This is a genomic window from Streptomyces sp. NPDC005408, from assembly GCF_040606445.1.
Classification (GTDB): domain Bacteria; phylum Actinomycetota; class Actinomycetes; order Streptomycetales; family Streptomycetaceae; genus Streptomyces.
Genome location: NZ_JBEXEX010000034.1, coordinates 13,842 through 40,775, shown reverse-complemented (window position 1 = coordinate 40,775; position 26,934 = coordinate 13,842). Strand labels below are relative to the sequence as shown.

Annotated in this window: 19 protein-coding genes and 3 pseudogenes; 13 read left to right on the top strand and 9 right to left on the bottom strand. The window is 67.6% G+C overall.

What is annotated here, in order from left to right:
• Positions 1 to 41 precede the first annotated feature (41 nt).
• The 3 genes from ABZS64_RS26920 to ABZS64_RS26910 are packed head-to-tail and all read right to left on the bottom strand — an operon-like array spanning position 42 to position 1,587.
• Positions 42 to 476 carry a restriction endonuclease gene (locus ABZS64_RS26920; protein ID WP_355834752.1) on the bottom strand — a complete coding sequence of 145 codons (435 nt, stop codon included), beginning with the start codon at positions 474 to 476 and terminating at the stop codon, positions 42 to 44.
• 59 nt (positions 477 to 535) lie between these two features.
• On the bottom strand, positions 536 to 925 hold the full coding sequence (locus tag ABZS64_RS26915; RefSeq protein WP_355834749.1) for a DUF6415 family natural product biosynthesis protein: 390 nt from the start codon (positions 923 to 925) through the stop codon (positions 536 to 538).
• The gene (locus ABZS64_RS26910; RefSeq protein WP_355834746.1) at positions 922 to 1,587 is read right to left on the bottom strand and encodes an ATP-binding protein; all 666 of its coding nucleotides are present in this window, start codon (positions 1,585 to 1,587) and stop codon (positions 922 to 924) included. The genes ABZS64_RS26915 and ABZS64_RS26910 overlap by 4 nt, the downstream gene beginning before the upstream one ends.
• A gap of 195 nt (positions 1,588 to 1,782) precedes the next feature.
• Between ABZS64_RS26910 and ABZS64_RS26905 the strand changes: the two genes are divergently transcribed.
• Together ABZS64_RS26905 and ABZS64_RS26900 are read left to right on the top strand one after the other, a co-directional pair.
• Complete coding sequence (locus tag ABZS64_RS26905; RefSeq protein ID WP_355834743.1) at positions 1,783 to 3,099, top strand: hypothetical protein; 1,317 nt, start codon at positions 1,783 to 1,785, stop codon at positions 3,097 to 3,099.
• Between the two features lie 10 nt (positions 3,100 to 3,109).
• Positions 3,110 to 3,679, top strand: a complete 570-nt coding sequence (locus ABZS64_RS26900; protein WP_355834740.1) for a GNAT family N-acetyltransferase — start codon at positions 3,110 to 3,112, stop codon at positions 3,677 to 3,679.
• Between the two features lie 108 nt (positions 3,680 to 3,787).
• Here the strand turns inward: ABZS64_RS26900 and ABZS64_RS26895 are convergent, their stop codons facing one another.
• Together ABZS64_RS26895 and ABZS64_RS26890 are read right to left on the bottom strand one after the other, a co-directional pair.
• Positions 3,788 to 4,078, bottom strand: a complete 291-nt coding sequence (locus tag ABZS64_RS26895; protein WP_355834737.1) for a TauD/TfdA family dioxygenase — start codon at positions 4,076 to 4,078, stop codon at positions 3,788 to 3,790.
• A 541-nt stretch (positions 4,079 to 4,619) separates the two neighbouring features.
• Positions 4,620 to 4,778, bottom strand: a pseudogene (locus ABZS64_RS26890) (S24 family peptidase); the annotation flags it as partial.
• Between the two features lie 129 nt (positions 4,779 to 4,907).
• On the opposite strand from ABZS64_RS26890, the gene ABZS64_RS26885 reads away from it, so the two are divergent.
• The 9 genes and pseudogenes from ABZS64_RS26885 to ABZS64_RS26845 form a co-directional block, all read left to right on the top strand.
• Positions 4,908 to 5,999, top strand: coding sequence for a site-specific integrase (locus tag ABZS64_RS26885; RefSeq protein WP_355834735.1), 1,092 nt, complete (start codon positions 4,908 to 4,910; stop codon positions 5,997 to 5,999).
• 79 nt (positions 6,000 to 6,078) lie between these two features.
• Positions 6,079 to 8,562, top strand: coding sequence for a hypothetical protein (locus ABZS64_RS26880; RefSeq protein WP_355834732.1), 2,484 nt, complete (start codon positions 6,079 to 6,081; stop codon positions 8,560 to 8,562).
• Positions 8,559 to 9,122, top strand: coding sequence for a DUF6262 family protein (locus ABZS64_RS26875; protein ID WP_355834729.1), 564 nt, complete (start codon positions 8,559 to 8,561; stop codon positions 9,120 to 9,122). The genes ABZS64_RS26880 and ABZS64_RS26875 overlap by 4 nt, the downstream gene beginning before the upstream one ends.
• Positions 9,123 to 10,289: 1,167 nt before the next feature.
• On the top strand, positions 10,290 to 14,612 hold the full coding sequence (locus ABZS64_RS26870) for a condensation domain-containing protein (protein WP_355834725.1): 4,323 nt from the start codon (positions 10,290 to 10,292) through the stop codon (positions 14,610 to 14,612).
• A 3-nt stretch (positions 14,613 to 14,615) separates the two neighbouring features.
• A complete protein-coding gene (locus ABZS64_RS26865) occupies positions 14,616 to 20,012 on the top strand; it encodes an amino acid adenylation domain-containing protein (protein ID WP_355834722.1) in 5,397 nt (1,798 codons plus the stop codon).
• The gene (locus ABZS64_RS26860; RefSeq protein WP_355834719.1) at positions 20,009 to 20,968 is read left to right on the top strand and encodes an NAD(P)-dependent oxidoreductase; all 960 of its coding nucleotides are present in this window, start codon (positions 20,009 to 20,011) and stop codon (positions 20,966 to 20,968) included. The genes ABZS64_RS26865 and ABZS64_RS26860 overlap by 4 nt, the downstream gene beginning before the upstream one ends.
• Positions 20,969 to 20,989: 21 nt before the next feature.
• Positions 20,990 to 21,397 (top strand): Rid family detoxifying hydrolase, encoded by a 408-nt coding sequence (locus ABZS64_RS26855; RefSeq protein WP_355834716.1) that lies wholly within the window; start codon positions 20,990 to 20,992, stop codon positions 21,395 to 21,397.
• On the top strand, positions 21,394 to 22,293 hold the full coding sequence (locus tag ABZS64_RS26850) for a GNAT family N-acetyltransferase (RefSeq protein WP_355834713.1): 900 nt from the start codon (positions 21,394 to 21,396) through the stop codon (positions 22,291 to 22,293). The genes ABZS64_RS26855 and ABZS64_RS26850 overlap by 4 nt, the downstream gene beginning before the upstream one ends.
• A gap of 99 nt (positions 22,294 to 22,392) precedes the next feature.
• Positions 22,393 to 22,977 (top strand): annotated as a pseudogene (locus ABZS64_RS26845) (Tn3 family transposase); the annotation flags it as partial.
• 38 nt (positions 22,978 to 23,015) lie between these two features.
• Here ABZS64_RS26845 and ABZS64_RS26840 read toward each other — a convergent pair.
• Positions 23,016 to 24,173 (bottom strand): serine hydrolase domain-containing protein, encoded by a 1,158-nt coding sequence (locus tag ABZS64_RS26840; RefSeq protein ID WP_355834710.1) that lies wholly within the window; start codon positions 24,171 to 24,173, stop codon positions 23,016 to 23,018.
• 146 nt (positions 24,174 to 24,319) lie between these two features.
• Here ABZS64_RS26840 and ABZS64_RS26835 point away from each other — a divergent pair, with 146 nt between their 5' ends.
• Positions 24,320 to 25,111: an IS5 family transposase gene (locus tag ABZS64_RS26835; RefSeq protein WP_355834707.1), complete on the top strand. Its 792-nt coding sequence runs from the start codon at positions 24,320 to 24,322 to the stop codon at positions 25,109 to 25,111.
• On the opposite strand, the gene ABZS64_RS26830 is transcribed toward ABZS64_RS26835, so the two are convergent.
• Positions 25,068 to 25,604 carry a hypothetical protein gene (locus ABZS64_RS26830; RefSeq protein ID WP_355834704.1) on the bottom strand — a complete coding sequence of 179 codons (537 nt, stop codon included), beginning with the start codon at positions 25,602 to 25,604 and terminating at the stop codon, positions 25,068 to 25,070. The genes ABZS64_RS26835 and ABZS64_RS26830 overlap by 44 nt on opposite strands.
• 132 nt (positions 25,605 to 25,736) lie before the next feature.
• On the opposite strand from ABZS64_RS26830, the gene ABZS64_RS26825 reads away from it, so the two are divergent.
• Positions 25,737 to 26,033, top strand: a complete 297-nt coding sequence (locus ABZS64_RS26825) for a hypothetical protein (protein WP_355834701.1) — start codon at positions 25,737 to 25,739, stop codon at positions 26,031 to 26,033.
• 78 nt (positions 26,034 to 26,111) lie between these two features.
• Here ABZS64_RS26825 and ABZS64_RS26820 read toward each other — a convergent pair.
• Positions 26,112 to 26,306 (bottom strand): annotated as a pseudogene (locus ABZS64_RS26820) (transposase); the annotation flags it as partial.
• Positions 26,307 to 26,438: 132 nt separating this feature from the next.
• Positions 26,439 to 26,921, bottom strand: coding sequence for a hypothetical protein (locus tag ABZS64_RS26815; RefSeq protein ID WP_355834699.1), 483 nt, complete (start codon positions 26,919 to 26,921; stop codon positions 26,439 to 26,441).
• Positions 26,922 to 26,934 lie beyond the last annotated feature (13 nt).

The window sequence follows — 26,934 nt, the reverse complement described above, 5'->3', positions numbered from 1 at the left end:
CGCCCACGGGGGAGAGCATCGGGCGAGCCTTTGAGAGGCGGTCAGACCGGGGACGGCGCAGGATGATCGGTCTCCAGCCGGTCGAGGCGTTCGTACAGGGCGCGCACAAGACGGGCGCGGTGCTGCACGCAGGCGGCGGTGCCCTTGGAGGGCGTGCTCAGGCGCCGCTCGGCTTCGGCGAGCACCACTTCGGTCAGCGCCCGGGTCTCGCTGTCGCCCGGCAGTTGGTCACAGCGGCGGCGTACGTCGACGGCGACGGCGACGGCGACGGCGACGGCGACGGCGACGGCGACGGCGACGGCCCGAGCGTGCCCGGTCAATTGCAGGGCGATCTGCTCGTAGTCCCTCGGCTGGAGCGCGCCCGGGTCGGTCACCGCGAGCACGGCCTTGACCAGCGACATGTGCGGTTCGCGGTCGAGTGGGAGTTCCGCAGCGAGGAGCCCCTCGGGGTCGTACAGAACCTGGTGGGTGGTCATGAGGCTGCTGCCTTCTTCTCGATCGCCGCCAGCTCGCGCCGTGGGACTGTTCATGGTGGTCAGTCCTCCACCAGCAGTTCCAGGAGGTCCTGGGTGACCAGCGCCAGCCTCCGGAGATGTCCGCGGGCAGGTAGGAAGTCTCCGGGCGGCTCCTCCACCCGGAGAGCCCGCGCGCGCGTGATCGTTCTGGACGCTTCTGCGCCGGGCTGGTCATGGGACTGCTCCAGGACGATGGCCGCCAACTGCATGAGCGCCCCCCGGAGCCGTTGGGTCAGCTCCTCGAGCTCGTCCATGGCCGGAGCGGCGTCCTGGCCGAGTACCGCTTCGAGGTGGTCGTAGAAGGAGTCCAGGTCGACGCTGTCCAGGCAGACGGACCTGCGAAGACCGGCCAGGACCCGCTCGATGACCTCGCGGCTGTTCTCACACCGCTGCACGGGCTGCGCTGTCACTGGCACCTCGCTGCCGTGGTCACGGCGAGGGTGCACCAGGTACGCCTTCCGTCCTCGCTGACCCCCCACGAGTCCGCGGTTGAGGCGACGATGGTCATGCCCCGGCCGCTTTCGTCGTCCGGCCCCGCCGCGCACACGTACGGCCGGACCGCTGATCCGTCATACACCTCGATCCGCACCTCACTCGCGCTGTGGATCAGTCGTAAGGCGAACTCCGTGCCCTGGCCGTGGACAAGCGCATTGGTCACCAGTTCGCTGATCAGCAGGACGGCGCTGTCAGCGAGGCCGTCCAGCTTCAAGCGGTGCAGCTGCGCGCGGGCGATCCGCCGGAGCTGACCGGGTCGCCTCAGATCTTGGGCGGTCAGCTCGACCCCCGGGCGTGAGGAGCGTGCGACGGCCACCTCGACCCCGTTGAGCACCGCTTCGGCGTCAACCGCCATGGTGCCGCTGGTGCGGTTGGCGAGGTGCTGGGCGAGATCGTCGGTCGAACGCGTCGCCATGGCCCACCGGTTGTCAGCGACGGTCACCAGCCAGCACCAGGTCCCCGTTCCGCCGGAGGCGTTCGGCACAGCACTCTCCCTCAACGCGGCCACCGCGTTGCCTGCCAGCGGCATGTCAGTGGTAGGTGCGGCGAAGGCGTTATCCGTCGCGGTATGCGTCACGGTGGCCCTCCCCTGCCCGGTCGTCATGTCTGTGTGTCCACGCAAGCAGGAGGCCGCGTGAGGGTGCGATGCGAGGGCCATGTAAGAGCGATGCAATTCCCGCTCGGTTGGGTGATCTGAGCCGAGCTAAGGGCATGAAACGGGTGGGAGCGGTACGGTCGCCGCACCCGCCCACCCGGATGTCCGGAGCCCGGTATGGCCGACCACCGCAACCCGCCCAACCACCACCTGCGCGCCGTACGCGAGAACGAACTTCAAATGTCGCGGAGCGAGTTCGCGAAGCTAGTCGTCGATACGGGCACCGAGATGGGCGAGACCGCAGGCTGCACCGCACGGCTGGTCGCAGCCTGGGAGGACGGGGACGTCGCCTGCCCCCGCTCCAACTATCGGCGCATCCTCACCCAGCTGACCGGCCGGACCATGCTCGAACTGGGCTTCCAGCGCACCGGCCCTGCTCTCGTACGGCAACCGTCCGCTGGAACGCACGGGTTGGATCGGCAGGAGGTGGACCCGGTGGACCGCCGCGCCTTCCTGGCCGACAGCGCGGGCGCTGCCCTGTCCCTGGTTCCCCTCGGGTCTCGCCTGGAGAAGGCGCCCGGCAGGGTCGGGGTCGCCGACGTGCGCGCGGTCGACCAGGCCGTGACCACCATTTACAGCCACGATCACGACCACGGCTCTGCGGCACTGCGCCGCAATGCCTCGACTGCCCTGCACACCGCTTACCAGTGGCTGCAGGACGGCACGTACACGGAGAAGACCGGAAAGAGACTGCGCGCGGCGACGGGCCACCTCTCGATCGCCGCCGGGTGGCTCAGCTACGACTCCGGCCGGGCCGCCGACGCCCGCTCTCTGTACAACGAGGCCCTCGCCGCCGCCCGGATCGCCGACGATGCCGGTCTGGAAGGCCATGCCTTCGGATGCCTGAGCCTGCTGGCCAAGGCATCCGGCCGGCCCCGCGAGGCGATCAGCGCCGCCCAGGGCGCGCAGAGCGTGGTCCGCACCTACGGATCCCCGCGCATGCTGTCGTTGTTCGCGATGCGGGAGGCCGGCGGCTGGGCACTCCTGGGCGACCGCAGCGCCACCGACAAGGCCATCGTGGCAGCCCACCACCTCTACGCGAAGGGCCCACGCGAAGAAGCCGATCCAACCTGGCTGGAGTTCTACACCGTCGCCGAACTCGCCGGTCTGGAAGCCCTCGCCCGCGCCGATCTCGCTCAGCACGAACGAGCTGCCGCCGGGGCCGAACAGGCCGTCCTCCTGCACGGCGACGCGTTCGCCAGAAACAGGGCCTTGTACCAGGCCGACATCGCCATCCAACATGCGGTGAGGGAACGACCGGAGCCCGAGGCAGCCGCCGAAGCCGCCGGACACGTCCTCGCCTACCTCCCCGAAGTGCGGTCCGACCGGCTGCTGCAACAGCTGCACAACGTCAACAGCGCGCTCCAGCGGCACACCGACGTCCCCGCGGTCGCCGACTGGCTCGAGGACTACCGCGCCACCATCGGCACTTGAGGAGGAACCGGTGACCACCCCGAGCACCCGCACCGACGTGGTGATCCGCACCTACGGCCCCGGCCAGGTCCCGCCGATGCTCGATGTGGTCGCCGACATCTGGGCCGACGCGCACCCCGAGCTGGTCGACAACCCAGGCGCCGCATCCCTGGGCCTGTCCGTTCCCGCACTGCACCGCCAGATCACCGGGCACCTCAAGCACACCGGCCTCGCCCTGGTCGTCGCCTACGCGGGCGGCACCCCAGTGGGCTTCGCCTACGCCTTCCCCTGCTCCGCCGAATACTGGTTCGGTTCCGACCTGGTCGACCAGGCGCCCGAAGCTGCCCGCACCGAGCGGCTGATGGGCTTGTGCGAGCTCGCCGTCCGCCCGCCCTGGCAATCCCAGGGCATCGGCTCCCGCCTCCACGCTGCGCTGCTCACGGCCATCAATCCACGGTGGTCGTCGCTGCTCGCGCTGCCCTCCAACGAGCGCGGGCAAGGCCTGTATGCCCGACTTGGCTACACGTACGCCGGCGCGTATCGAAACACCCCAGACGGACCCGAGTTCGATCTCCTGCTCCTCCAGGTTCAGGCCGAGTGACACCTTGGATCCTTCACGGACGGATGACTCCCTGATCGTCTGCTGTGGTGGGCGCAGGCGCGAATGTCGATGGGGCGGGGCCGGTGGTGCGGTCTCCTCACGCGCCCGTCATGCGCGACGGCGGGAGTACGGCGCCCAGCCCAAGTGCGGCCCGGCGGACGGCACACCGAACGCCAGCGGGGCACCTCTCCCCCCGCCGCCAGCCTGATGGACGCGCGCGTCGGCGATAAGGGTCTTGGGGAAGGGCAGACGGCCGTGGCCGAAGCGGTTGTTGTCCAGGATGATCATCTGTCCCGGGCGCAGGACGTGGGTGTAGCGGGCGGCCGGGTGGTTGGCTGCGTGTGCGAATCGGGCGAGGGCCTGTGCGTACCGCTCGCGGAGCTCGGACTCCATGGCCATGCCGGGGAGCTGGTCCAGGAATTGCGAGGAAGTACCGGGCCCCGAGGTCGTCGTCAGATTCGGCGTCGTCTAGGGCGTAGAGCAGGGGCAGCCCTGACCATTCGTCGACGACGTGCTGGACGGTGATCTTGATCGGGGTCTGCGTCAGCAGCGCGTAGTCGGCGTCGTAGGTGTCGGGATCGCTCGCGCGCATCTGCCGCAGTGCATCGGGCCACCGTACGACCGTGGACTCCCCGGATTCTCCGGGCTTCGCAGACCATCCGTCGGTGACCATCAGCATCGCGATGACGCGGTGCAGGTAGGGGATGAGGGATCCCTCGGCGGTGTCGAGCACGGTGAGATCGGGGGCGAGGGCGACGAGCCGGGCCCGGAAGGTGTGCGGGGCGGGGGCTAACAGCACGAACCCTGCCGCCGTCTCCACGTACCCGCCGAGGCTGCCCCAGCCCCGGGCGGACTTCCATGTCGGTGCCCGCGAACCGTACCCCGTCGCCGGAGTCAGCGACGGTCGCGGTCCACGGCCCGAGCGGGGCGCTGGTCGCCGTCAGACAGTGCGCAGTACGGCGACCACTTTGCCGAGGATGGCCGCGTCATCACCGGGTAGGGGCTGGTACGCGGGATTGTGTGGCATCAGCCAAACCCGGCCAGCCTCGCGTCGCAGCCGCTTGACGGTGGCTTCTCCGTCCAGGAGGGCGGCCACGTTCTACGGGGTTCCTATAGGTGTGGTGTTACGTGGTGCGAGTGTTCCTCGTTGGTGCTTGGACGCTCGTACTCGCAGGGTGTGGCTCTGTGGCGGGTTGTTGCATGATCCGTCAGAGCACCGGAGTTTCACATGCGGGCTTTCCCCGTGGTCCTGCCCTCGGGCACGCGGTACTGGACCGTCCTCGATGACGACCTCCTCGTCGTCCCCGTCGCCGACAGTTGGGGGCGATACCAGCGCTTCGGTCGCAGCCGAGCCGAACTCACGACCAAGACGAACGCGGGAGGCGCGGCGCTCTACCTCCGTTGGTGCAGTGCAACCGGCCGCGACTGGAGGAAGGCCGCTCGCGACCTCGGCTTGTTCATCGTCTGGCTGAAGCACACTCCCTCGCGAGCGGATGAGGATGGTCCTGTAGTTGTCCGGTCCGGTCCGGGCGGCACGCCGGTTCGGCGTGAGCGCCGGATCAACGTTGTGCTCTCGGCCACCCGCGGGTTCCTCTCGTACGCGGTCTCGATCGCCGAGGCGCCGCGCTCAGTACTCGGGCAGCTTTACGAACTGGGCGACAGCCGGGACCTGCCCGCGGAGGCTCAGGGGGAGGACTCCGGGCTGTTCTACCGGCTTCGGGCCCGCCACCGGCTGCAGGAGCCAGAGACCGAGGTCGACCGGGCTTCCGACGAGGAGATCGTCGGCATGTTCATGGAGTGCCGCTGCGCCCGCGATCGACTCGTTGTGTTGCTGCTGGGGCGAGTGGGTCTCCGGCGCGGGCAAGCAGCGGGCCTCCATCGGTCCGACTGCCACATGCTGGCGGACTCGCGTGCGCTCGGATGCGACTACAAGGGGCCCCACATCCACGTGCGACGCCGGGAGAACGCCAATGGTGCCTGGTCCAAGTCCCGCGAGTCCTGGATTCAGCCCGTGGACTTCCTTGTCGTGCAGGCCTACGACCAGTACGTCGATGAGCGGTTCGAACTGCTCGGTGCCGGCGGCAGCGACTTCCTGCTGGTGAACCTCTTTCGCGGAGTGCTTGGAGCGCCGATGACGCCGGAGGCGATCTACGAGCTGTTCGAGCGGCTGACGCGGCGGGCGGGGCTTTCTAGGAAGGTGGGGGTCCGCACATGGCCCGTCGCGCGTTCGGCAGCAATGTGTCGGATGCCGGCGGCGAACTTGATGAAGTCCAGGCCCTGTTGGGGCAGAAGCGCCCCGAGTCGGCCCGTCCCTATGTGATCCCAGATCAAACCCGGTTGCGGGAGGCGGTGGAACGGGTTCCGTCTCCTCGGGAGCTATACGGGCGAGGTGAGCGCTGATGTCGGCGATTGCCCTGCCGGCGCTGCCGCCGGCGACTGCCGCACGGACCCAGGTGCTGATCGAGGCCCTGGACTCGGATTTCCTCGAACTCATCTCCTGGGACTGGGAGTTGGGGGTTCTTCTCTACCCGCTGGATCACCCGGTGATCGGGATGCCGGAGTGCCAGGTGCGGGGGTGCGACAAGGGATACGAGAGCAGGGGTCCGTTGTGCTCCGGCTGTCGCATTCGCTGGAACAAGTCGGGACTGAGCATCGAGGACTTCCTCGGCAGCCACGAGCGGTACAACGTCGTTCACGTCCGCCAGGAGCTGTGCCAGCTGCCGGGCTGCAAGCGGCCCTGGCGGAGCCCGACTGCGGCTCTATGCCAGAACCATCACTACCAGCGGAAACACCGGCTGAAGATCTCCATCGAGGAGTTCCTCGTCCACCCTTCGCCGCAGCCGCTCCCAGGTCATGGAGCATGCGGAGTGGCGGCTTGCCTCCGCCAGAGGGTCACCCCGAGCACGCCGTACTGCGACGCGCACCGGCAAAAGCTCAGCAAGGCGAAGTCTGCGGGCACCTTCGACGGCGACGAGGAGCTGTGGTGGCTGACGGCTCCGCCTATCCACATGGGCCGCGAGGTCAGCATGCGGGGCCTGCCGCGACGGCTGGTCGCCGAGCTTCTGTATTGCGTGCAGCAGCGCACCGCGAACGGCGTGCGGACGGTCGGGCACTGCCTGCGGGTGATCTGCGACCGGCTCCGTTTCCTGCGGTGCGAGACCCTCGACGACCTCGAAGATCCGGAGGCGACGGGGCTGAAGGGCCACAATGTCTCGCTGGTCACGACCATGCGCAGGACCCTCCACCGGCTTGGTACAACCCCGGAGGAGGAGTCGCGCCGCGATGTATGGGACCTTGCGATCTTCGGGTTCAGCGGCACAGCCGACTTCACGGAGATCCGTCAGGACACGCTGCGCGAAGCCACGAGGATCTGGGCCGCCGATGATCTGCCGCGGCGCCGCGGGAAAAGCGGCGGTCGCACGCTGCAGCGGCAGATCGACGCGATGGTGGAGCTTTCAAAGAGCCTGCGCCTCCAGCGTGAGGGCGGTGGGCAGATCGTCGCGCTGCTCGACCGACGCGACATCGTCGCGTTCTGTAACCGGCTCGCCTTCAAGACAGAGAACGGGCAGTTGAGCGCGCACCAGCGCCTCTACACGGCGCGGACCGTGCGCAAGGTCCTGAACCGGTGGCGCACCCTCGGCCTCACCGGCAAGGGCGAGATCCTCGAAGGCCTGCGGGCGGACTTCGTCATGGGGCCCGAGGATATGCCCGACGATCCGGAGGACACCGAGGCCGGCAAGGACCTGCCCGACGAGGTGATGCAGCAGCTCTGCGACAACCTGAACCTCCTGGAGGAGATGAGCAGCATCGAAGTGCGGGTCTGCACGGAACTGCTGATCGACACGGGCCGTCGGCCCGACGAAGTCTGCCGGCTCCCCTTGGACTGCCTTGAGCGAGATCCGGATGGCAGCCCCGTGCTCCTCTACGACAACCACAAGGCCTTCCGGCTGGGCAGACGGCTCCCGATCGCGAAGGTGACCGCGGCGGTGATTACCGCTCAGCAGGAACGCGTACGTCGGCGCTTCCCCGACGCCCCCTCCTCCGAGCTGAAGCTGCTGCCCTCTCCGGTCGCCAACCCGTGGGGAACCAAACTCATCTCCGGGATCTGGGAACAGCACCGGAACTGGGTCCGCGCCCTGCCCGAATTCCTCGTGCCCCTCGAGGTGGAGGTGGACGGCGAACTCGTCACGAAGCTCCTGCCGTTCGACAGGAAGAAGATCTTCCCGTACGCGTACCGGCACAGCTTCGCGCAGCGGCACGCTGATGCCGGCGTCAAGCCGGAGGTACTCAAGGACCTCATGGACCATCGCCAGCTGCAGACCAGCCAGGCGTACTACCGCATCGGCCAGGACAGGCGGCGTGAAGCCATCAACCGGGTCGCGGTTATGCAGTTCGACCGGCACGGCAAGCGGGTGTGGCGCCAGGTTCAGGGGCTCTTGGACTCCGAGCACGTACGGCGCGAGATCGGCGAGGTCGCCACGGCGTACGGCGTGTGCAGGGAACCCACGAACGTGGCGGCCGGCGGGCACAGCTGCCCACTGCGCTTTCGCTGCCTGGGCTGCGAACACTTCCACACCGACGTCTCCTACCTGCCGGACCTGGAGGCGTACCACGCCGACCTCCTGCGCAGCCGCGAGAAGTTGATGTCCGCCTTCGAAGCGGACGACTGGGCCCGCGCCGAGGCCATGCCGTCCCAGGAGGAGATCCGCCGGGTCCGCCGACTGATCAACCGCGTCAAGGCGGACCTGGACGACCTCACCGAGGAGGAGCGGGTGCAGATCCAGCAGGCGGTCTCGGTCATCCGCCGCGGGCGCAGCGTGATGCTCGGGATGCCTCGCATCGGCCAGCCCTTGCCCGACGTCCGGCCGAGGAGGACTACGTGAGTTCCGCGATGAGCGCCGGCCGCCAGGCGGATGGCGACCGGCGCCGCCAGCGGGTCGTGAAGGCCGTCAACGCCGCCGCACAGAAGGGAAGCCGCATCACGGTCTCGGGCATCGCCCGGCAGGCCGGGGTGGACCGGACCTTTCTGTACCGGCACCGGGATCTGCTCGCCCTGGTGCACGCTGCCGAGCTCGAGCCGGCCGAGCAGGACCCAGCATCGGGTGCCTCCGCGGTGAGCAGAGCCTCGCTCCAGGCCGATCTCGCGAACGCGCAGGCCCGCACCGTCCGCCTGTCCGCACGAGTTCAGCAGTTGGAGAGGCGCTTGTCCCAGGAACTGGGCGAGCAGGCATGGCGCGAGTCGGGCCTTGGCGCTCCTACCGACATCGAGGAGCTTCAGCGAACGATCACGCGGCTCGAGCAACGCAACGCCGAATTGACCAGGGCCCTGGAAGAGAGCCAGGCCGATCTGGCGGCGGCCCGGGAAGCCAACCGTGAACTGACCCGGGCGCTCAACCAGCGCGGAGAGCAGGCGGGATCGGGGCTGCCCGTACGCCCGCAGTGACGCCGATGGGGACGCTGGGCTATGCCCCAGCGTCCTCGACGAGGGGTAGTCCGCGAGGGTCGGGAACGGCTTGCCTTCCTCGGCGACGGAGGCTTCCCAGGGCGAGAGCGCTTCGCCGGTGAGGTGCCGGATGGCATGACGCTCGTGAGATGCACATGACTCGCCCCGCTGTCGGCCCAGTGGAATCTCAGAGTCGGCGCGTCCAGGGGGAAGCTCGGGTGTTCGTCGATCCCGACCACCTTGATGCGGAACCAGCGCGGCCATGCGCTCCACTCCGAATAGGCCGCCGCCCCGGTCCACAGGACTTCGACGACCTCGCCGTCACCGTCCACCGTACGGGGCAGGAGGCAGCAGGCCTGCGCGACGGCGACTTCCGGAACATCAAGTGAACACCGCCCGGCCGTGAGCTCCCAGGCCTGCGTCTTCCACTCCTCGATCGTCCTGGAGGGCCGCATCGAACTCAGATTCTGCCCGATGGTGGTCAAGACCTCGTGGCGCCAGACAGCGACCAGGAAGTTTCTGGCGGTCACCTTCCCCAACGTCGGATCCGGCTCCCGGAGCTCCACGACCGGGGCGGCCGCCGTGCCGGCCAGCCGGAGGAGGTGCTCTTCACCGACATCGAGCACCTAAAAGTTCGACCTGTAGCAGCCACGCCCTGAACAAATCGCGCCGCCATGGCGGTGAACTATCGTCGCTGCGGGACATAGGAATCAACGATGGTTGGAGTCTGGCCGTGGAGCGCTCAGACGCCATGACGCCGTGGTGGCGGAGGCTTCGTCTACCGTCGTGGGTCACGGGCGGCCGGTGGATTGCGCGGATTGGCCTGCCGGACGGCGGGACAGCGCCAACGGCGGTGACCGGACTTCCCAACCATGACCGCACTCGAATTCTCGCAGCTTCCACGCATGGCTGCGGTCCAGCATCTGATCTCAGCCCTCATTGAAACCACCCCTTACCCGCCACCTCACCCGTGTCAGTCCGAGGTTGAAAAGGCTGTGATATGGCAGTCAATCCCTACATGCCGAGGGCCGCTCTACTGCATCATGACTGCACCCATCTGCTCCTGTGGACGAGCTGAATGTGATCAAGGCACAGATCAACCTCACCGTACACGGCGGGTCCCGGCTGGGCCTGACGCGTAGAAGCCGTAGAGACGGGACAGTGGCAATGGACGACAGTCACGATCCACCACGACTGAACGACCGGGCCTTACCCGGGGACCGTAACGGGACCGAGATCCTTACCGATATCTGGCGCAAGCTGCTTGCCATCGACGAGATCGGCCCGGAGGACAACTTCTTCCGTCTCGGTGGCGACTCCATCATCGCGCTGCAGATGGTCACGCTCGCGCGGCGCAGCGGCTTGGCATTGAACGTACCCGACATCTTCAAGCACCCCACCATCGCGGCGCTCACGGCTCGCGACGCCCATGCGCTTCCGGCGGTCGAACGCGTGCCGGTCATCCGATCGACGAAGCCCGGCCTGAGCCCGATGCAGCTGTGGTTCCTGGAGGGCCAGCCGGCCGAAGCATTGCACCAGTACAACTTCGCCAAGTTGATCGCCGTTCCGGCAGGCATATCGAGCGGCGATGTTCGGGCATTGGCAACGTCGTTGTTCACCCGGCATGCCTCGCTGCGGCTGCGGTTCGACCGGATCGGTGACTCCTGGCAGGGGGTGGAACTGCCCCTCGACGAGGAACTCGTGCAACGTGCGGTGCAGCTGATCGATCTGCGGGGGCTGCCTCCCGAACTGGCGGAGGCAGCGGTGACCACGCACTCGAACGCAGTGCAGGCGAAATTCGACGTGCGCATCGGGCCTCTGTTCCGCTTGGTCAGTTACGACCACGGACTCGATCGGCCAGGTGAGCTGCTGATCGCCGCGCATCATCTACTCGTCGACGGGGTGTCCTGGCGGGTACTGCTCGACGACATCGAGGCCGCGCTGGCGCAACTGGCCGCAGGTGAGCCGACCGCGTCGGAGCCGGGATCGGACGCGTTACAGGCATGGCTGGCCGCGTTGCGTCAGTACGCCGCATCGGACCGGCTGCGTACCCAGCGCGACTATTGGCTGCGCGTGCTCGAACGCGACGGTCCGGGACTGCCGGTGGACCGCGAGTCGGCGATTTCCCGCGCAGGGTCGGCGTGCGAGGTGGCGGTCGCGTTGTCGCCTGCCGATACCGCGGACCTGCTTCGCCTTGCTGCCACCGCCCACCAGACACGCATCAACGAACTGCTGCTCGCCGCGCTGCTGTTGGCGGTCAACCGGTGGGCTTCGGTGCGGGAGATCTGCGTCGATCTGGAGGGGCACGGGCGCACGGAGGTTGCCGAAGACGTGGACGTCAGCGCGACCGTCGGGTGGTTCACCAGCAAGTACCCGGTCCAGCTGAGCATGCCGGACACCCAGTCCGCAGATGTCGCGTCGGTCGTCGACACGGTGGAGCGGGAGCTCTCGCGCGTTCCGGACGGCGGTGTCGGCTACGGCGTGCTGCGGTATCTGCTGCGGGACGCGGAGATCGCCGCACGGGAAGCGCGGTCGGGGGGCCAGATCCTGTTCAACTACCTTGGCCGCTGGGGCGGTGACGGCGACCCGTTCAGCCGCGACCGTCTCGTCGCGCTGCGTGGACCGCAGTACCGCCTGCCCTATCTCTTTGAGATCACGGGCCAGGTCGGTGACGACGTCATGCGCTTCACGTTCGTCTACGACGAGAACCGATACGACGCCGCGACGGTGGACGCGCTCGCCGAAGGCTATCTCGCCGCGTTGCGCCGGGTGATACGGGACGGCACGCGCCTGCCTGGCCCGCTCGACGTGCCGGCGGACACCATCGAGCAGCTCACCCGGGCTGGTGCCGTCTTCAGCGACGTCTATCCGGCGACGCCGCTGCAGAAGGGGATCCTTGTGGAGAGCCTGGTCTCCGCGGATCCCGGCACCTATGTCGTCCAGGAGCTGCACCACCTCAGCCGAGTGGATCCGGCCGGATGGCACGCGGCATGTCACGCGCTGATGCGTCGGCACCCAGTGCTCTCGACCAGCTTCACGCCGTGCGCGCACCACGGCTACGTCCAGGTGGTGAACCAGGAGGTGCCGCTGCCGTGGCGGTACGTGGACCTGCGCGGCGTCGCCGCACACCGGCAGGAGGAGGAGACTGCCCGACTCGCCGCTCAGGATGCGGCTGACGGGTTCGAGCCGGAGCACGCGCCGCTGATCCGATTCCTGCTCGTGCGGACCGGCGCCGACAGCGCGGCCTTCTGTGTCACGTTCCACCATGCGCTGCTCGATGGTTGGAGTACCGCGATCCTGTACGCCGAGCTGCGCCGACTCTACGACCGGCGGCAGGCCGGCGAGGAGTTGGTGCTGCCGCCTGCTCCGCCGTTCCGCTCGTTCGTCGAGTGGCTCGCGACGCAGGAGGCCGAGCCCCTCAGGGCGTTCTGGGAACACTGGGCGGAGGGGGTCGACACCGAGCCGTTGAAGGACGTGCCCCGACTCGGGCGCGGTGGGGTGGTTGGCGCGCGCCACGCCACGCTCACCCTGGACGCGGACGACACGCTCGCCTTGACGACGTGGGCGTCGGCCAACGACCTCACGCTTGCCACGGTGATCCAGGGGGCATGGACGCTCGTACTCAGAGAGCGCAGCAGGTCCGCCACCCTGTCATACGGCGTGACAGTGTCCGGTCGGCACCCGGCGATTCCCCATGTGGAAAGCATCGTCGGCCCGCTGATCAACACGCTGCCGGTGAAGGTCACCTGTGCCAACGGCACGCCTGCGGTCGAGTGGCTGCGGGAACTGCAGTCCAGTCTGCTCGAGCTGGAGCAGTACGGGGCGATGAGCCTGTATGACATCCAGCGGGTGGCCGCCACGTCCCGTCAGCCCCTCTTCGACACACTGGTGGTCTTCCAGAACTTCCCGCAGGAGCCGACAGGGGTGGACGCGTCCCGCGATTGGTCGATGACCTCGACCACGCTGCGCGACCAGACGCACTACGACCTGACACTTGTCGTGACAGCCGAGCATTCGGTCAACTGCGACTTGGTATACCGCTCGTCGCGCCTGTTCGAGCAGGACGCCCGTTCCCTGATCTCGTCGTTGGAGTCCTTCCTCCAGGCGATCGCGGGTGCTGGTCCAGACACCGCCGTCGGCGAGGTGCTGCGAGCGGCCACCACCGCGTCCTCCGGTCACGAGCAGCCGCCGGGTCGTGAGGCGTTTCGCCGGGCCGCCGCGGCGCTGGCCGAGGAGGAGGAACGCCAGCAGGCGCTGCTGCATCTGACCGCGAACGAGAACGTCATGTCTGCCGCCGTGCAGGCACATCTCAGCTCCGGTCTGGCCGGCCGGTACCACCTCGGGACGAGCCGCGACTATCAGCGCAAGGACGTCGTCGACAAGGGCGGACTGGTGTTCCGAGGGCTGCCCCACCTCTATGAGGTGGAAGCGGCCGCGGCCGAGGTGTTCCGGCGCCGTCTCGGCGGCGCGGTCACCGACTTCCGGCCTCTGTCCGGCGTACACGCGATGATGTGCACCATCCTCAGCGTGACGGAGCCCGGCGATGTCGTGCTGTCGATCAACCCGGACAACGGCGGTCACTTCGCCACGGCCAACCTCGTGCACGCTCTCGGGCGCCGGAGCGTTCTGATGGACTTCGACCACGCCACCCTCGGTCCGGATCTCGACGAACTGCGCCGACTGCGCCGCAGGCGTGGTGGGATCGCCCTGGCATACCTTGACGACGCAGTGCCCCTGTATCCCATGCCGGTCGGCGAGATCCGCGCGATCCTCGGACCGGACACCCTGATCGCCTACGACGCTTCGCACGTGCTCGGCTTACTCATGGGCGGTGTGTGGGGCGCGCCTGTCGTCGACGGCTGGGACATCATCCAGGGCAACACCCACAAGACCTTTCCCGGGCCGCAGAAGGGAATCTTGCATTTCGCGGATCCGAGGCTCGCCGCCGAGGCGATGGAGCGCATCACCGCCGGCCTGGTGTCGAGCCAGCACACCCACCACGCGGCGGCCCTGTACCTGAGCGCGATCGAGCTGGATCCGCATCTGCCTGCGTATGCGGCCCAGACGGTCGCGAACGCGCAGGCGCTGTCGCAGCACCTGCGGGCCACAGGTCTGCGCCTGCTCACCGGCGGCGCCCGGCCGACGCAGACCCATCAGCTCTTTGTGTTCCCGCCCGCGCCCTTCAGCGGGCTCGCCGCGGTCCGGCAACTGCTCGAATGCGGCATCAGCGTGAACTCGCGGATCACCTACGGCAACGACGTCATTCGGGTCGGTGTCCAGGAGGTCACGCGTCGCGGCATGACCGAGCCGCAGATGGCGACCATCGCCGACATTATCGCCGGCGCGCTGGTCGAACGCCGCCGCCCCGAACTCGTCCGGGAACGCGTCCGCACCCTCGCCGAGGAGTTCGCGACAGTGCGCTACACGTCCGATGAACTCGTCCGGCGCCCCCTGAATGGTCCGGCCCGACCCGTCGAGTTGGAGGAGTAGCGCATGCCCGAGGCCGCCGAGCCAGCCGCCCCGCCGTCCCACTCCACCGGTCCCGTGCGGCCGTTACCGCCGGTGGCACTTCCGCTCCACGAGTTCGAACGGTGCGTGAGCCGGTATCCCGACCGTACCGCGGTGCGCTTCGGCGCCAAGGAGGTGAGCTACCGGCGGCTCGACGCGATGGCCGCAGCGGTGGCCGGTACCATCGCTGCCCGAGGGCCCACCGGCGAGCTGGTCGCGGTCTGCCTACCGCGCTGCATCGAGCTGGTGGCCGTCATCTACGGCATCCACAAAGCAGGCTTCGGCTACCTTCCGCTCGACACCGCGGGGCCGAAGGACAGGCTGGGATATCTGCTCGGCGACGCCGGCGTATCACTGGTCATCACCGACCGCCCGCGCAGCAGCACGCTTCCCGCTGCGGACCCTGTGCTCGTAGAGGAGATCGACTGGCTGGCTGAGCCGGCTGCCGCCGTTCCCCGGCGCCGCGACGATGCGCTCGCCTACGCGATCTACACCTCGGGGTCGACAGGCCGGCCGAAGGGGGTCGCCGTCTCGCACCGCAGCCTGTGGAACCGTATCGACTGGATGCAGCGTGAGTACCCGCTCGGACCCAACGATCGAGTACTGCAGAAGACCCCATACACGTTCGACGTGTCGGTGTGGGAGCTCTTCTGGCCTCTGATGTACGGCGCGACGCTGGTGTTGCTCGCGCCAGACGCGCACCGTGACCCTGACCAGATCATCGACTGCGTCGAGAAGCACTCGGTCACCGTCGCGCACTTCGTGCCGTCGATGCTCAGCATGTTCCTGGAGTTCCATGAGCCGGGCCGGTGCCGCAGTCTACGGCTCACCTTCTCCAGTGGCGAAGCGCTGTCCTACCCCCTCGTCGACCGGTTCTCGGCGCAACTGCCGGACACGCGCTTGATCAACCTGTACGGCCCGACCGAGGCGACGATCGACGTGACCGCGTGGGACTGCGCGGATCCGCGGGAAGGGACCGCCCCACCGATCGGCCGCCCCATCCAGAACACACAGTGCCTCGTCCTCACCTCCCACGGCCGCCTGGCCCCGGTGGGCACGGTTGGCGAACTGCACCTGTCCGGGGTGGGGCTTGCCGTCGGCTACCTGAACCATCCCGAACTCACCGAGCGATCCTTCGTCGCGAACCCCTACGGCTACGGTACCGAGGAATTCGCGCGGCTGTACCGCACCGGGGACCTCGCTCGCGTACTGGAATCGGGCAACATCGAGTACCTCGGCCGCAACGACGACCAAGTCAAGGTCCATGGATTCCGGATCGAGCTGTCGGAGGTCAACGCCGCTCTGGAGGAGGACACCCACGTTGCCGCGGCCGTGACGATCAAGCGAGACGAGCAGCTGGTGGCGTTCGTCCAGGCGCGCCCGGTGCCGGACGACGCTGCGCTGGTCGAGCAGTTGCGGACACGGCTGGCGGAGAGGCTGCCCGGCTACCTGCTCCCGCACCGGCTCGTGCTGGTGGACCGCATCCCGGTCACCGGCAACGGCAAGGTGGACCGCACGCGGCTGTCCCGGGTCCCGCTGACCCGTTCTGCTCGGCTGAAGCTGGTGGAGGCACCCGAATACCGACGACCGGTGACAGCGTTCCAGGACAGCGTGCTGCGGTACGGCGAGGGGCCGACCGGTCACGACCGCTACGTCCTGCAATGGACTGTGCCGGTGACCGGGACGATCGACCGGCACCACTTCGCGACCGCCTGTGCCACCGTGACAGCCAGGCACGACATGCTTCGCGCCCGATTCCCGCTCGACCCGGCGTCGCACCGCTACCACTGGGTCTGCGCCGACCACGGTGCCGAGCCGGAGTTCGTCGACCTGTCGGGGTCGACCGGGGGCGACCGCCGGGCGGCCGAACTGAGTCGGCTCCAGCGGGACCTGGGCTTCCCGCTCGCCACGGACCCGCCCGTTCGGTTCGTACTCGTCCAGTTGGCCGCTGACCGCGCGGTCATCATTGTGACCACCCACCATGTGGTGCTCGATGGCAGGTCCGCAGACCTGCTCACCGACGAGCTGATGCGGGTCTACGCCGCACTCTGCAGCGGAGCGCCGGTTCCCGAGCTGCCCGCGCCGGTCACGTTCGCCGAGTACGCCGACTGGGTCGACGGACTCGACCCGGAGAGCGCGCGCACGTATTGGGCCGACCGCCTGACCGGCACCGTTCCCGGACGGTTCCTGGTCGACGCCAGTACGCTCGGCGCCCGTCGGCCTGATCCGGCCGACGGCTCGCGGTTCCTCCTGCGGAACCGGCAGTTCGTACTGCCGGAGAAAGTGTCCCGGGCACTGCGCGAGCACGGTCTGACGCTCTCCACCGCGATGAATCTTGTGTTCGCGATGGTGCTCTCCCGCTACCTCGGTAAGCTTCACGTGACCTGGGGCAACACCGTCGACATGCGACCGGCGCACCTCGAGGGCGGCGACCGCATCATCGGTCCCTGCATCGCCACTGTGCCCATCACCGCAGACCTCGCCGCGGACGGAACCATGGTCGAGCACCTGGAGCGGCTCCAGTTGCAGGTCGTGGAGTCGCGACAGCACGCGCACCTACATCCGGCCGCGATCGCCGCAGCGGGTCCATCCGGCAGCCTGTTCGACGCGCTCTTCACATTCCAACGTGGCCGACAGGGACCCGCAGCAGACGGAGAGGCCGACTCTCCACCCATATCGATCGAAATCTCATCGCACTATCCGCTGACGCTGTCCGTCACCCATCTGGGCACCAGCGTCGAGCTGCACGTCTCGGCTCGCGACGACGTCCTGGATCAACGGCAACTCACCGATTTCACCGAATTGTTGGTCGGTACGGCCGGCAATCTCGCCGGGATGCTGGACACGCCACCGAGCCAGATCGACGTCTGCTCTCCGGCGTATCGGGGGGCGGCCCGGCCGCCCTCCCTGCTCAGCGGACCCGACGGGCTGTACACCAGCGGCGAGGACCTCCTGCCGAAGATCCGGGAGTTCGCCGAGCAGAATCCAGACCGTACCGCGGTCGTCGATCCCGACGAACGCGCCCACACTTACGCCGAACTCGAACGGGCCAGCGACCGGCTGGCGTGGTCGCTGCGGCACGCGCATGTCGGAGGCGCCGTCGGCATCGCGCTGCCCAGGTCCTTCGACCTCGTCGTGGCCGCGTTGGCAGTGCTGAAGACCGGCGGCCAGATCGTCAGCCTGGAGCTGGACTTTCCTGACGGGCTGCTGCGGGACATATGCAGCCGGCTCGGCGTCAGCGGCCTGATCACAGCCGTGCCCCTGCGAGATCGGTTCTCCGGCCTCGCATCGGTCATGGTCGATCCCCGCGCCCACGATGCGCCGGACACCCGCTTCCCGGTCAGGAACCCGGGTAGCGCTTGTGTCGTCAACTACACCTCCGGGTCGACCGGCCGCCCGAAGTTCGTACGCACCGGCCTCGACGCCCACGCCAACCGCCTTGCCTGGCTCCGGGAGACATTCCCGGCACGTGCAGACGACGTGTTCTGCCTGCGGACCAGGCTCGCTTTCGCCCCAGCGCTGCGGGAGATCCTCGAACCATTGACGCAGGGCGCCCCGCTGGTCCTGATCCCCGAGTCGGCGGCGAGCGACGTCACGCGATTCACGACGGTGATGCGCGAGCACCACGTCACCCGAATGTTCCTCACCCCAAGCCTGATCCGGGTGCTGCTCGACAGCGGCGCCGCCGAGGCCATGGAGGAACTGCGGATCATCGAGATCAGTGGTGAGCCGGTGCCGACCGACCTGGTGGAGCGGCTGCGCAGCCGGATACCCGGCACCACCCTGCTCAACCGGTACGGCGCGACCGAGGCAGCCTCCGTGGTCTGGGGCGAGCTCCCCGACCAGGCAGACGCTCCGGCCGACCATCGGCCCCACCCGGTCGGTACGCCTATCCGCAACACCTCGGTGCTCATCGTCGACGAGCACGGCCGGCTCGTGCCGCGCGCAGTGGTCGGCGAGATCTGGCTCGCCGGTGACAGCACATCACTCGGATACAGCGACCTCGCTCAGACCGCAGCGTCATTCGGTTTCCACATGTTGTCCGACGGCAACGAGCAGCATCTGTTCAAGACCGGCGATCTCGGCTACGTCGATGACCACGGACAGCTGCACTTCTCCGGCCGACGGTCGAGGATGATCAAGCGGGCCGGGTTCCGCATCGAACCGCGCGCAATCGAGCTGGCTCTGGAGGAGCATCCAGACATCGATCGCTGTGTCCTCGCGACCGCGGTCGGCGGACCAACCGGCATGCGCCTGGTCGCCATCGTCACAGCGGTCGGCGCTGAGGCTCCCAGCATCCGCGACCTCCGCCGGTTCGCCACAGAGCGCCTGCCCCCATACATGCTGCCCCACGAATACAGGACCGTGGCGGCGATACCCTTGACGGACAGCGGCAAGGTCGACCACGTCGCGCTCGGCCGATTGGCACAAACCACGTCGGGTGCGCCGGAACCGGCCGCAACCGTCGTCGAGGAGCGGCTCGTCACGCTCTTCTGCGACGTCCTCCGCTGCTCAACTGTCAGCGTGCTGGACGACTTTGCCGACCTCGGCGGCGATTCTCTGCTTGCGATGCGCCTGGCCCACAAGATCGGCATCGCTTTCGACCGGAGGGTCACGCCGCGCATGCTGTTCGAACACGGCACCATCCGGCGCCTCGCGGAACACCTGACAGCGCGGCTCACGACCGCGCCCTACCTGCTGCTGGGATCGCCTGCCGCGACCGCAACCGTGGTGGCGTTCCCGCCTGCCGGTGGCACCGCCGCGTCCTACCGGTCCTGGGAGCCGTACCTCGGCGATCGGACCGCGTTGTACGCCTTTGACCCGCTGCCCGGCGAACCGACGACTGTTGAGGAAATCGCGGAGTACTACGTGGCGCGAATCCGCGACCTCACCGATCAACAAGTGGTGTTGGCGGGATGGTCGCTCGGCGGGACGATCGCCTACGCGACGGGCTGTCTGATGGCCGAGGCCGGACTGCCCGTCTCGCGGTTGTTCCTGGTCGACCCTGCTTTCTACACCCCCGAGTACGACGACACCGATGATCCTGGTGGCTTCGCGGCGTTTCTGGAACGCCAATTGGATGTCGCACAGATCCCGACCACCGACCGAGAAAGTCTCGTCGGGCGACTCGTGGAGGACAGCCGCCTTGTCCGTGGCTATCGGCCGACCAGCTACCAGGGCGCACTGACGATCGTAAAGCCCAGGAAAGTGTCGGCTGAGGAGCGGAACTTCCGCAGGCCCCTCAATGGACTCGAACACTGCGCCGCCGGCCACATCCGGGTCCGGGTCACCCTGGGCAACCACATGACCATGATGAGCCGGCACGCAAGCGAGATCTGCCAACTCCTGGCCTCAGACCTGCACAGTGAGGGAGTCGCATGAGACCCAAGCTGTTGATGCTCGACACGATCGCACTCGACGCGGTGGAGCGACTGCGCGAATTCGCCGACGTCGACGATGGCCGGCAATACCCACCCGCACTGGTGTCGCAACGCATCGGCGAATACGACGGCCTCATCATCAAGAGCGGCAACCGGATCGGGCGTGACCTGCTCAGCCGGGCCAAACGGCTGAAGGTCATCGGGCGGGCTGGTTCAGGCACCGACAACATCGACCTCGACACCGCCCATGAGATGGGCGTTACGGTCATCACCTCGCCGGCCGGCAACGCCTGCTCGGTCGCTGAGTACGTGGTGTGCACGGCGCTGCTGCTGTGCCACCAGTTCATCGACGCGCACCGGGGAGCCCAGCACAACGACTTCCGCCGGGCCTCCTGGCAAGGACGTAATCTCGCCGCGCTCACAGTCGGTGTCGTCGGCACCGGCCATATCGGTCTCGCCGTCATCGAGAAGCTGGTGCCGCTGGCCGGTCGAGTACTGGCCAGCGGCTCGTCTTCCGTCCATCGACGCGCCGTCGAGGATCGCGGCGCCGGCTACGTGGACGACCTGGCCGTACTGCTCGGTTCGAGCGACATCGTCACCCTCCATGTGCCGCTCACCGACGCCACCCGGCGCCTGCTCGACGCAACGGCGTTCGCACGCATGCGTCCGGGGACACTACTGATCAACTCGGCGCGAGGCGAGCTGATCGACGACGAGGCGTTGCTCACCGCCCTGCGGACCGGGACAGTGGGCGCGGCGGCGCTCGACACGGTCCATCCCGATCCACCGTTCGGTCAACCGCCCGAGTACTGCCAGTACAGCCACTACTGGGTGCACCACCCCCGCGTGTTCTACACCCCGCACATCGCTGCGGGCACCCAGGACGCACTCCAGGACGTGGCGTCGCGCCTCGTGGACGCCCTCGAGCGGTTCTTCACCGACTCGCCGAAGTGCTGACGCACCAGAAAAGGAGTACCGATGAGGGAGCCGATCATCGCACCCGGGGCGCCAGCCCCCAAAGGCGCGTACTCGCAGGCAGTCCGCGCGGGGCAGGTGGTGTTTCTCAGCGGTCAGCTGCCGGTGGACCCGGCAACCGGGGAATTGGTACCGGGTGATCCGCACGACGCGGTCCGCAGATGTATGCAGAACCTGCAGGCTGTCTGCACAGCGGCCGGCGGTTCGCTGGACGACGTGGTCAAACTGTCCGTGTGCTTCGCCGATCCGGCGATCTCGGCGGCCCTCGACGACGTCGTGCGCGAGATGTTCCACCATCCCTATCCCGCCCGTATCCGCCTCAACGTCGCGACACTCTCACGGGGAGCCACCGTAGAAGTCGAGGCCGTCATGTACCTCGCCCCTGACTGGCCCCGAGAGGAGCACGGATGAGCATGACGACCACGCAGATTCGCGCAATGCGCCCGGATGACCTCTCGGTCGCGCTCGACGTAATGGAAGCCGCAATGGCAGACTTCTTTCCCAAAGTGGCTCGGAAGTTCACCCCTATGACAGATGAGGGGCGAAAGCGCACGCTTCACGCGCTGGCACGCACGCTGTCCGAGAATCATGGCGGCAGCTTCGTCACGGTGAACGGCGACGGCCTTGTCGATGGTATGGCTGTCTCCGTCAAGCGGGACGGGCAGTGGGGGCTCGCCCTCCTCTTCGTGCATCCCGACGCCCAGGGAAGGGGCATCGCGACGCACCTGTTGAAGCACGCAAGCCACTACGGGGCCGACTGCACCCACCGAGTGATCGTCTCTTCCGAAAACCCGGCCGCGCTTCGGCTCTACCTGTCGCTGGGGCTGCGCGCGTATCCAGGGTTCCGGGCCTCGGGCATTCCCCAGGGCGGTATCCGTCGGATCACATCGAGCATCGAACCCGGCTCTGTCGCTGATATCGGCCTCGTGACGGAGATCGACCGCGCCAACACCACGGCGACGCGAGGCGAGGACATCCGATACCTCCTCGACCAGGGTGCGCGACTCGTCCTCGGCTCGGCCAGGAACACGCATGGGTTCGCTGTCCTCCGACCCGGTGACGGGCTCGTGAGCGGAAGTCCGGTCATGCTCGCGGCGGACACACCGGAGGTCGCTCGTGACCTCCTGCTCTGGACATTGCAGCAACAAGACGGCCCAGTCAGCCTTTATGGGTTGACGGCCACGCACCACTGGGCGATTGACGCCTGCGATGCAGTCAGGCTCACACTCCGACCCGGGCCAACACTGTGCTACGCGCCTGGCACTTCGCCGCCTCTTACGGCCACGGTCCACGGTCTTTACTTCTGAGCGAATGGCCTGTTCTGTGCGGTGCGAACGCGTGCCCGTATCCGTCGCCGTCAGCCGGTGCGCCGAGCGCGGGTCAGCGCCAGGCCGCCGAGAGCCGTGCACTGGCCGGACATGCTCCGGGTGGTCGGCTCCCTGGTCACCGGGCAGGTGCGGGCGTACGACCTGTTGCGGATGTTCGGCCGCGAGGGACGCCCCACCCCGCTGGGCACGGCGTTCGCCGAGTACGGGCGGATCGCCAAGACCCTGCACCTGCTGCGCGTGGTCGACCCGGTCGACGACACCTACCGGCGGCAGATGAACCGGCAGCTCACCGTGCAGGAGTCCCGCCACAAGCTCGCCCGGGACATCTGCCACGGCAAGCGCGGGCAGATCATGCAGGCGTACCGGACGGGACAGGAGGACCAGCTCGGCGCGCTCGGGCTGGTGCTGAATGCCGCCGCGCTGTGGACGACTCGCTATCTGGACGCCGCCGTCGAGGAGTTGCGGGCGCTGCCGGCCGAGGAGCGCGAGCACGACGTCCTGGACGAGGACGTCGCCCGCGTCTCCCCGCTCAAGCACGCGAACCTCAACGTGCTCGGCCGCTACAGCTTCCGCTCCTCCACCCCGGTCGACGGCGGCCTGCGCCCGCTGCGCGACCCGGGTGCGCCGGAGCTGGACGAGGACGACGACGGCGGGCAGGAATGAGCATCAGGAGCCGACCAGGCCCGACCCGTGACCGGTGTTCAGGTATCGCTCCGGCGGCAGAACTTCGCCTCAAGCAGATCAGTGAAGATACCGATGGGGTCGTCCCAACCACCGTTGCTCCAGTCGCCGTTGACGTTGGTGGTGACCATCTGCTCGCCATCGCGAGAGCCGTAGGCGTAGGACCACGATCCGAAAAGCGCACCCCCCATGCCCCAGACCGTTTCCCCGCAGGGCAGTCTCACTGAGGAAACGCCGAGGCCATAGGCGGCGTTAGGAATCCAGTCGCGGGTGGGCACGGTGGTGAACATGTCGCGTTGTTGGTCCGGTCGCAGTATCCCGCCCCCCAGCAGGGCGCCGAAGAACCGGTTCAGGTCCCCGGCGGTGGAGATCATGCCGCCGGCTGCCCAGAACATGGATGAATCGAGCTCGGTCGCGTCGTGGACCGGCGCGCCGGGGTCCGTCTGGAACAGCTTCGTGTAGTGCCGGGAGTGTGGCCCGTGGATCGTCGGGTCGCTGCCGTGCGGCAGATACGTACCAGCCAGGCCGAATGGGCGGGAGATCCGCTCCGTGATCTCTTCGGCAAGCGCGCGGCCGGTGGCCCGTTCGATGATCATGCCTGCGAGGACGTAGTTGGTGTTGGAATACGCCCAGCCCGAACCCGGTGCGAAGGTGGGCGGATGAGACATGGCGATCTGCACCAGTGACTCGGGCGGGTGTGTCTCGTAACGGTTCAGCGCTTCCTGATCATCGGTGTAGTTGAAGATCCCGCTCGTATGGTTGAGCAGCATCCTGATGTTCACCCTGGCACCGTCGTGGTGATGGCCATGCACCACCCCAGGCAGCCACTGTTCCGCGGTGTCATCCAGGCCCAGCCTGCCTTCCGCCGCCAGCTGCAGCACGACGGTGGCCACGAATGTCTTGCTGATACTGCCGATGCGGAACCGGTCCTGCTGCGAACGCTTGCGGCCGGTTCGAGTGTCAGCTACTCCTGCGGCCCCGAACCACTGCCGGTCGCCATCGCAAGCCTCAGCGAGAATGCCGGGGAGGCCTCCTTGAGTCACAGCTTGCTGAAGTAAGTAGCTGTTGTCGTTCCGATCTTGAGGGGTGTGTGTCGAACGGGAGTCTCGATCGGGTGATCGCAGCTGGTCGCCGGCATGAAGGCAGGGCCTCTTGGTAGCTCGGGGTTGCGAAGCCAACCGAGATCCAGGAGACCCTGTTGCCGCAGTTGTACGTGCTCGCGCCGGTGGAGTTCAACTCGGCTGCACCGACGTGTGATTGTGTCGCTCACCGGTTCGGAAACGCGGCCGATCACCCGGAACGTGTTCGCTGGTATCCCTCGGACATGACGGACGCGGAGTGGGCCGTGGTCCGGCCGCTGTTGCCGGTGCCCGGCTGGTTGCGTGGCCGGGGTGGGCAGCCGGAGGCGTACTGCCACCGGGCGATACTGGACGCGATCCGCTACCTCGCCGACAACGGCATCAAGTGGCGGGCGATGCCTGCCGACTTCCCGCCGTGGGACCGGGTCTATGCGTTCTTCCGCCGCTGGCGCGACCACGCCCTGGTCAAGGAGTTTCACGACCGGTTGCGCGCAAGGATCCGCGAGAGGGAGGGGCGCGACAGGGAGCCGACGGCCGGCGTGATCGACTCGCAGTCCGTCAAAGCGGATGCCGTCGTCGGCTCCGACAGCCGTGGCTTCGACGGCGGCAAGCTGATCAACGGGCGCAAGCGGCACGTCGTGGTCGACACGCTCGGCCTGCTGCTGGGCGTGATGGTCACCGCCGCGGACACCGGCGACCGCGCCGCCGCCCAGGTCCTGCTCGGGCAGGTCGCCGATGCACACCACCGGCTGGAACTGGTCTGGGCCGACGGCGGCTACACCGGCCCCCTCGTCGAGTACTGCCTGGCCACGCTCGCCCTGGTCCTCACGATCGTCAAACGCAGTGACGACATGCGCGGCTTCGTGGTCCTGCCCAAGCGGTGGATCGTCGAGCGCCTCTTCGCCCACCTGATGCGCACCCGCCGCCTGGCACGCGACTACGAACGCCGCACCACCAGCGCCGAGGCGATGATCTACTGGTCGATGACCCTGCTCATGCCCCGCCGCCTCGCCCGGCCACACCCTGAGCGAGTGTGAACCGGCCCGGCTGCCGCTCGGCCAGCCAGCCCCGCGCGACCAGGCGTTTCGCCTTCGACCGCAGCGCCTCCACCTTGGCCGGCACCGCGTCCAGACCGAACATCACGGCCAACTCCTGGCAGGTCAGCGGCCCTTGATGGAGCCGGTCCCGGTCCGAGAGCGCCGTGAGGATGCGCTGGTAGTCCACCGACAGCGCCGACCAGGCCAGTCCCTCACGCCACACCGGCACCTGCGACTTCGGCTTCGCCGAATCCCGGGGCGCCGACGGCCCGCCCGCAGCCCGCGGATCCGGAACGTCCTGCGTGTCGGCGGTGCTGCCGCAGTCCGGAGCCAGCACCGCATCGACCCGCCTGCGGGCGATGACCCACTCCTGCCATTCCAGCTCGGCCACGGCCAGTTCGGCCTGGATACGGTCGGCCTCCTCACGCAGCCCGTCGACCCGACAGCGAGCTGCGAGCTCGCGCTGTTCCAGCAGTCCGACAACCGACGGCATCCGCAACCTCCCAGGGAGCGACGACACGACAGGTCACGACTCCCACAGAATCACCACCCCTACTCCTGACCAGCGAAAACGCCGCCCACAAGTCCGGAAAGACAACAACTTCTTAAGAAGAGCCTCGTTCGTATGCGGGCCGCTGACGAGATCGACCAAGACGAGTTCATCGAGCAGCGAGACGAGTTCGTCCACGAGATCGCAGAGGCCGAGGCCAAGCTCAAGCGTTCCACTGCGCGCAAGGTTCCCACGATCCCCAAGCGTGAGATCTTCAATGGCCTCATGGCGGAATGGCCGCACATGGATGACGACACGAAGCGCGCGGCGCTGCGCAAGGTGATTTGGCGTGTCACGGCCAGTCGCGGGCACTTCCACGATCGGAGCCGCTACAAGATCATTCCACTGTGGGAGCGGCCTGAGACCGCATGACATGTGAGACGCCGCCCTCAACCCGCAGTGCTAGAGGGCGGCGGGCGGTAGTCGTTGACTGCCCCGCCAGCAAGCGCGGACGGTCTTGATGGTGATATCGAGGCAGGTCTTTGCCCAGGTCACCAGCTTCCCGGCGTATGCGTAGTCGGCCCAGACGATGGCGATCTCGGGGTGCATGAAGGCGAGGCGGAACAACAGCTCCTTGGCCGCGTCACGGTCGGTCACATTGGCGGCAGTGACCATCACCACCAGCACCAGGCGACGGACCAGATGGGGCCCCGGAACTCATAGGAGCCCGCCAGGTCGCTTCCTGGCGGGCTCCTGCGTGAATGAGTTTACCCTCGCTGAAAAGCCGTGCAGCACTCAGGGGCGTGCAACCGCGACCCAGAGACTCGGCAAGAGCAGTCAGGGTTCACTGGGCTCCTTTGCAGATTCAGCCCTGGTAAGTCGTATGTCAAGACCACATGGCAGATCCGGATCATCCGAAGCACACAGGGCCTTGCCACCATCAACGACATTCAGGGAAACCTCGCACCCGCCTTGCGGAACCCCCTCGAAGGTAAGCCCCAAACTATTCCCCGAAGTTGCCTTTTTGGATACGAATACAGATCCGCCGACCTTTCCTTCATCCACAAAGAATCCCCAGGAACCACCACCACTCCCGTCCGGACAGTCGTCGTAGATCTGACTCTTAACCTCCAGGCCCGACACCTCGAACGTATGGTCTTCACGAAGGGAAATGAGACCACCGGAGGGTTCACTCCAGGTGCCGACAACCGATGAAGCTTGCACAGTTGCCAACTCCTCCCCCCCTGCACAGGCGGAAATTAGGAACAGGGGAGTGACCACGGCCAAGAGTCGCGAAAGTTTTACTGCGGAACGCCCCATCAACTCTCCTCCA

Coding starts and splice junctions, on each gene's coding strand:
- ABZS64_RS26870 (WP_355834725.1), top strand. CDS start 10,290: ATGGACGACAGTCACGATCCACCACGACTGAACGACCGGGCCTTACCC.
- ABZS64_RS26885 (WP_355834735.1), top strand. CDS start 4,908: ATGCGGGCTTTCCCCGTGGTCCTGCCCTCGGGCACGCGGTACTGGACC.
- ABZS64_RS26920 (WP_355834752.1), bottom strand. CDS start 476: ATGACCACCCACCAGGTTCTGTACGACCCCGAGGGGCTCCTCGCTGCG.
- ABZS64_RS26865 (WP_355834722.1), top strand. CDS start 14,616: ATGCCCGAGGCCGCCGAGCCAGCCGCCCCGCCGTCCCACTCCACCGGT.
- ABZS64_RS26830 (WP_355834704.1), bottom strand. CDS start 25,604: ATGCCGTCGGTTGTCGGACTGCTGGAACAGCGCGAGCTCGCAGCTCGC.
- ABZS64_RS26825 (WP_355834701.1), top strand. CDS start 25,737: ATGCGGGCCGCTGACGAGATCGACCAAGACGAGTTCATCGAGCAGCGA.
- ABZS64_RS26905 (WP_355834743.1), top strand. CDS start 1,783: ATGGCCGACCACCGCAACCCGCCCAACCACCACCTGCGCGCCGTACGC.
- ABZS64_RS26850 (WP_355834713.1), top strand. CDS start 21,394: ATGAGCATGACGACCACGCAGATTCGCGCAATGCGCCCGGATGACCTC.
- ABZS64_RS26860 (WP_355834719.1), top strand. CDS start 20,009: ATGAGACCCAAGCTGTTGATGCTCGACACGATCGCACTCGACGCGGTG.
- ABZS64_RS26855 (WP_355834716.1), top strand. CDS start 20,990: ATGAGGGAGCCGATCATCGCACCCGGGGCGCCAGCCCCCAAAGGCGCG.
- ABZS64_RS26835 (WP_355834707.1), top strand. CDS start 24,320: ATGACGGACGCGGAGTGGGCCGTGGTCCGGCCGCTGTTGCCGGTGCCC.
- ABZS64_RS26815 (WP_355834699.1), bottom strand. CDS start 26,921: ATGGGGCGTTCCGCAGTAAAACTTTCGCGACTCTTGGCCGTGGTCACT.
- ABZS64_RS26895 (WP_355834737.1), bottom strand. CDS start 4,078: ATGGCCATGGAGTCCGAGCTCCGCGAGCGGTACGCACAGGCCCTCGCC.
- ABZS64_RS26880 (WP_355834732.1), top strand. CDS start 6,079: ATGTCGGCGATTGCCCTGCCGGCGCTGCCGCCGGCGACTGCCGCACGG.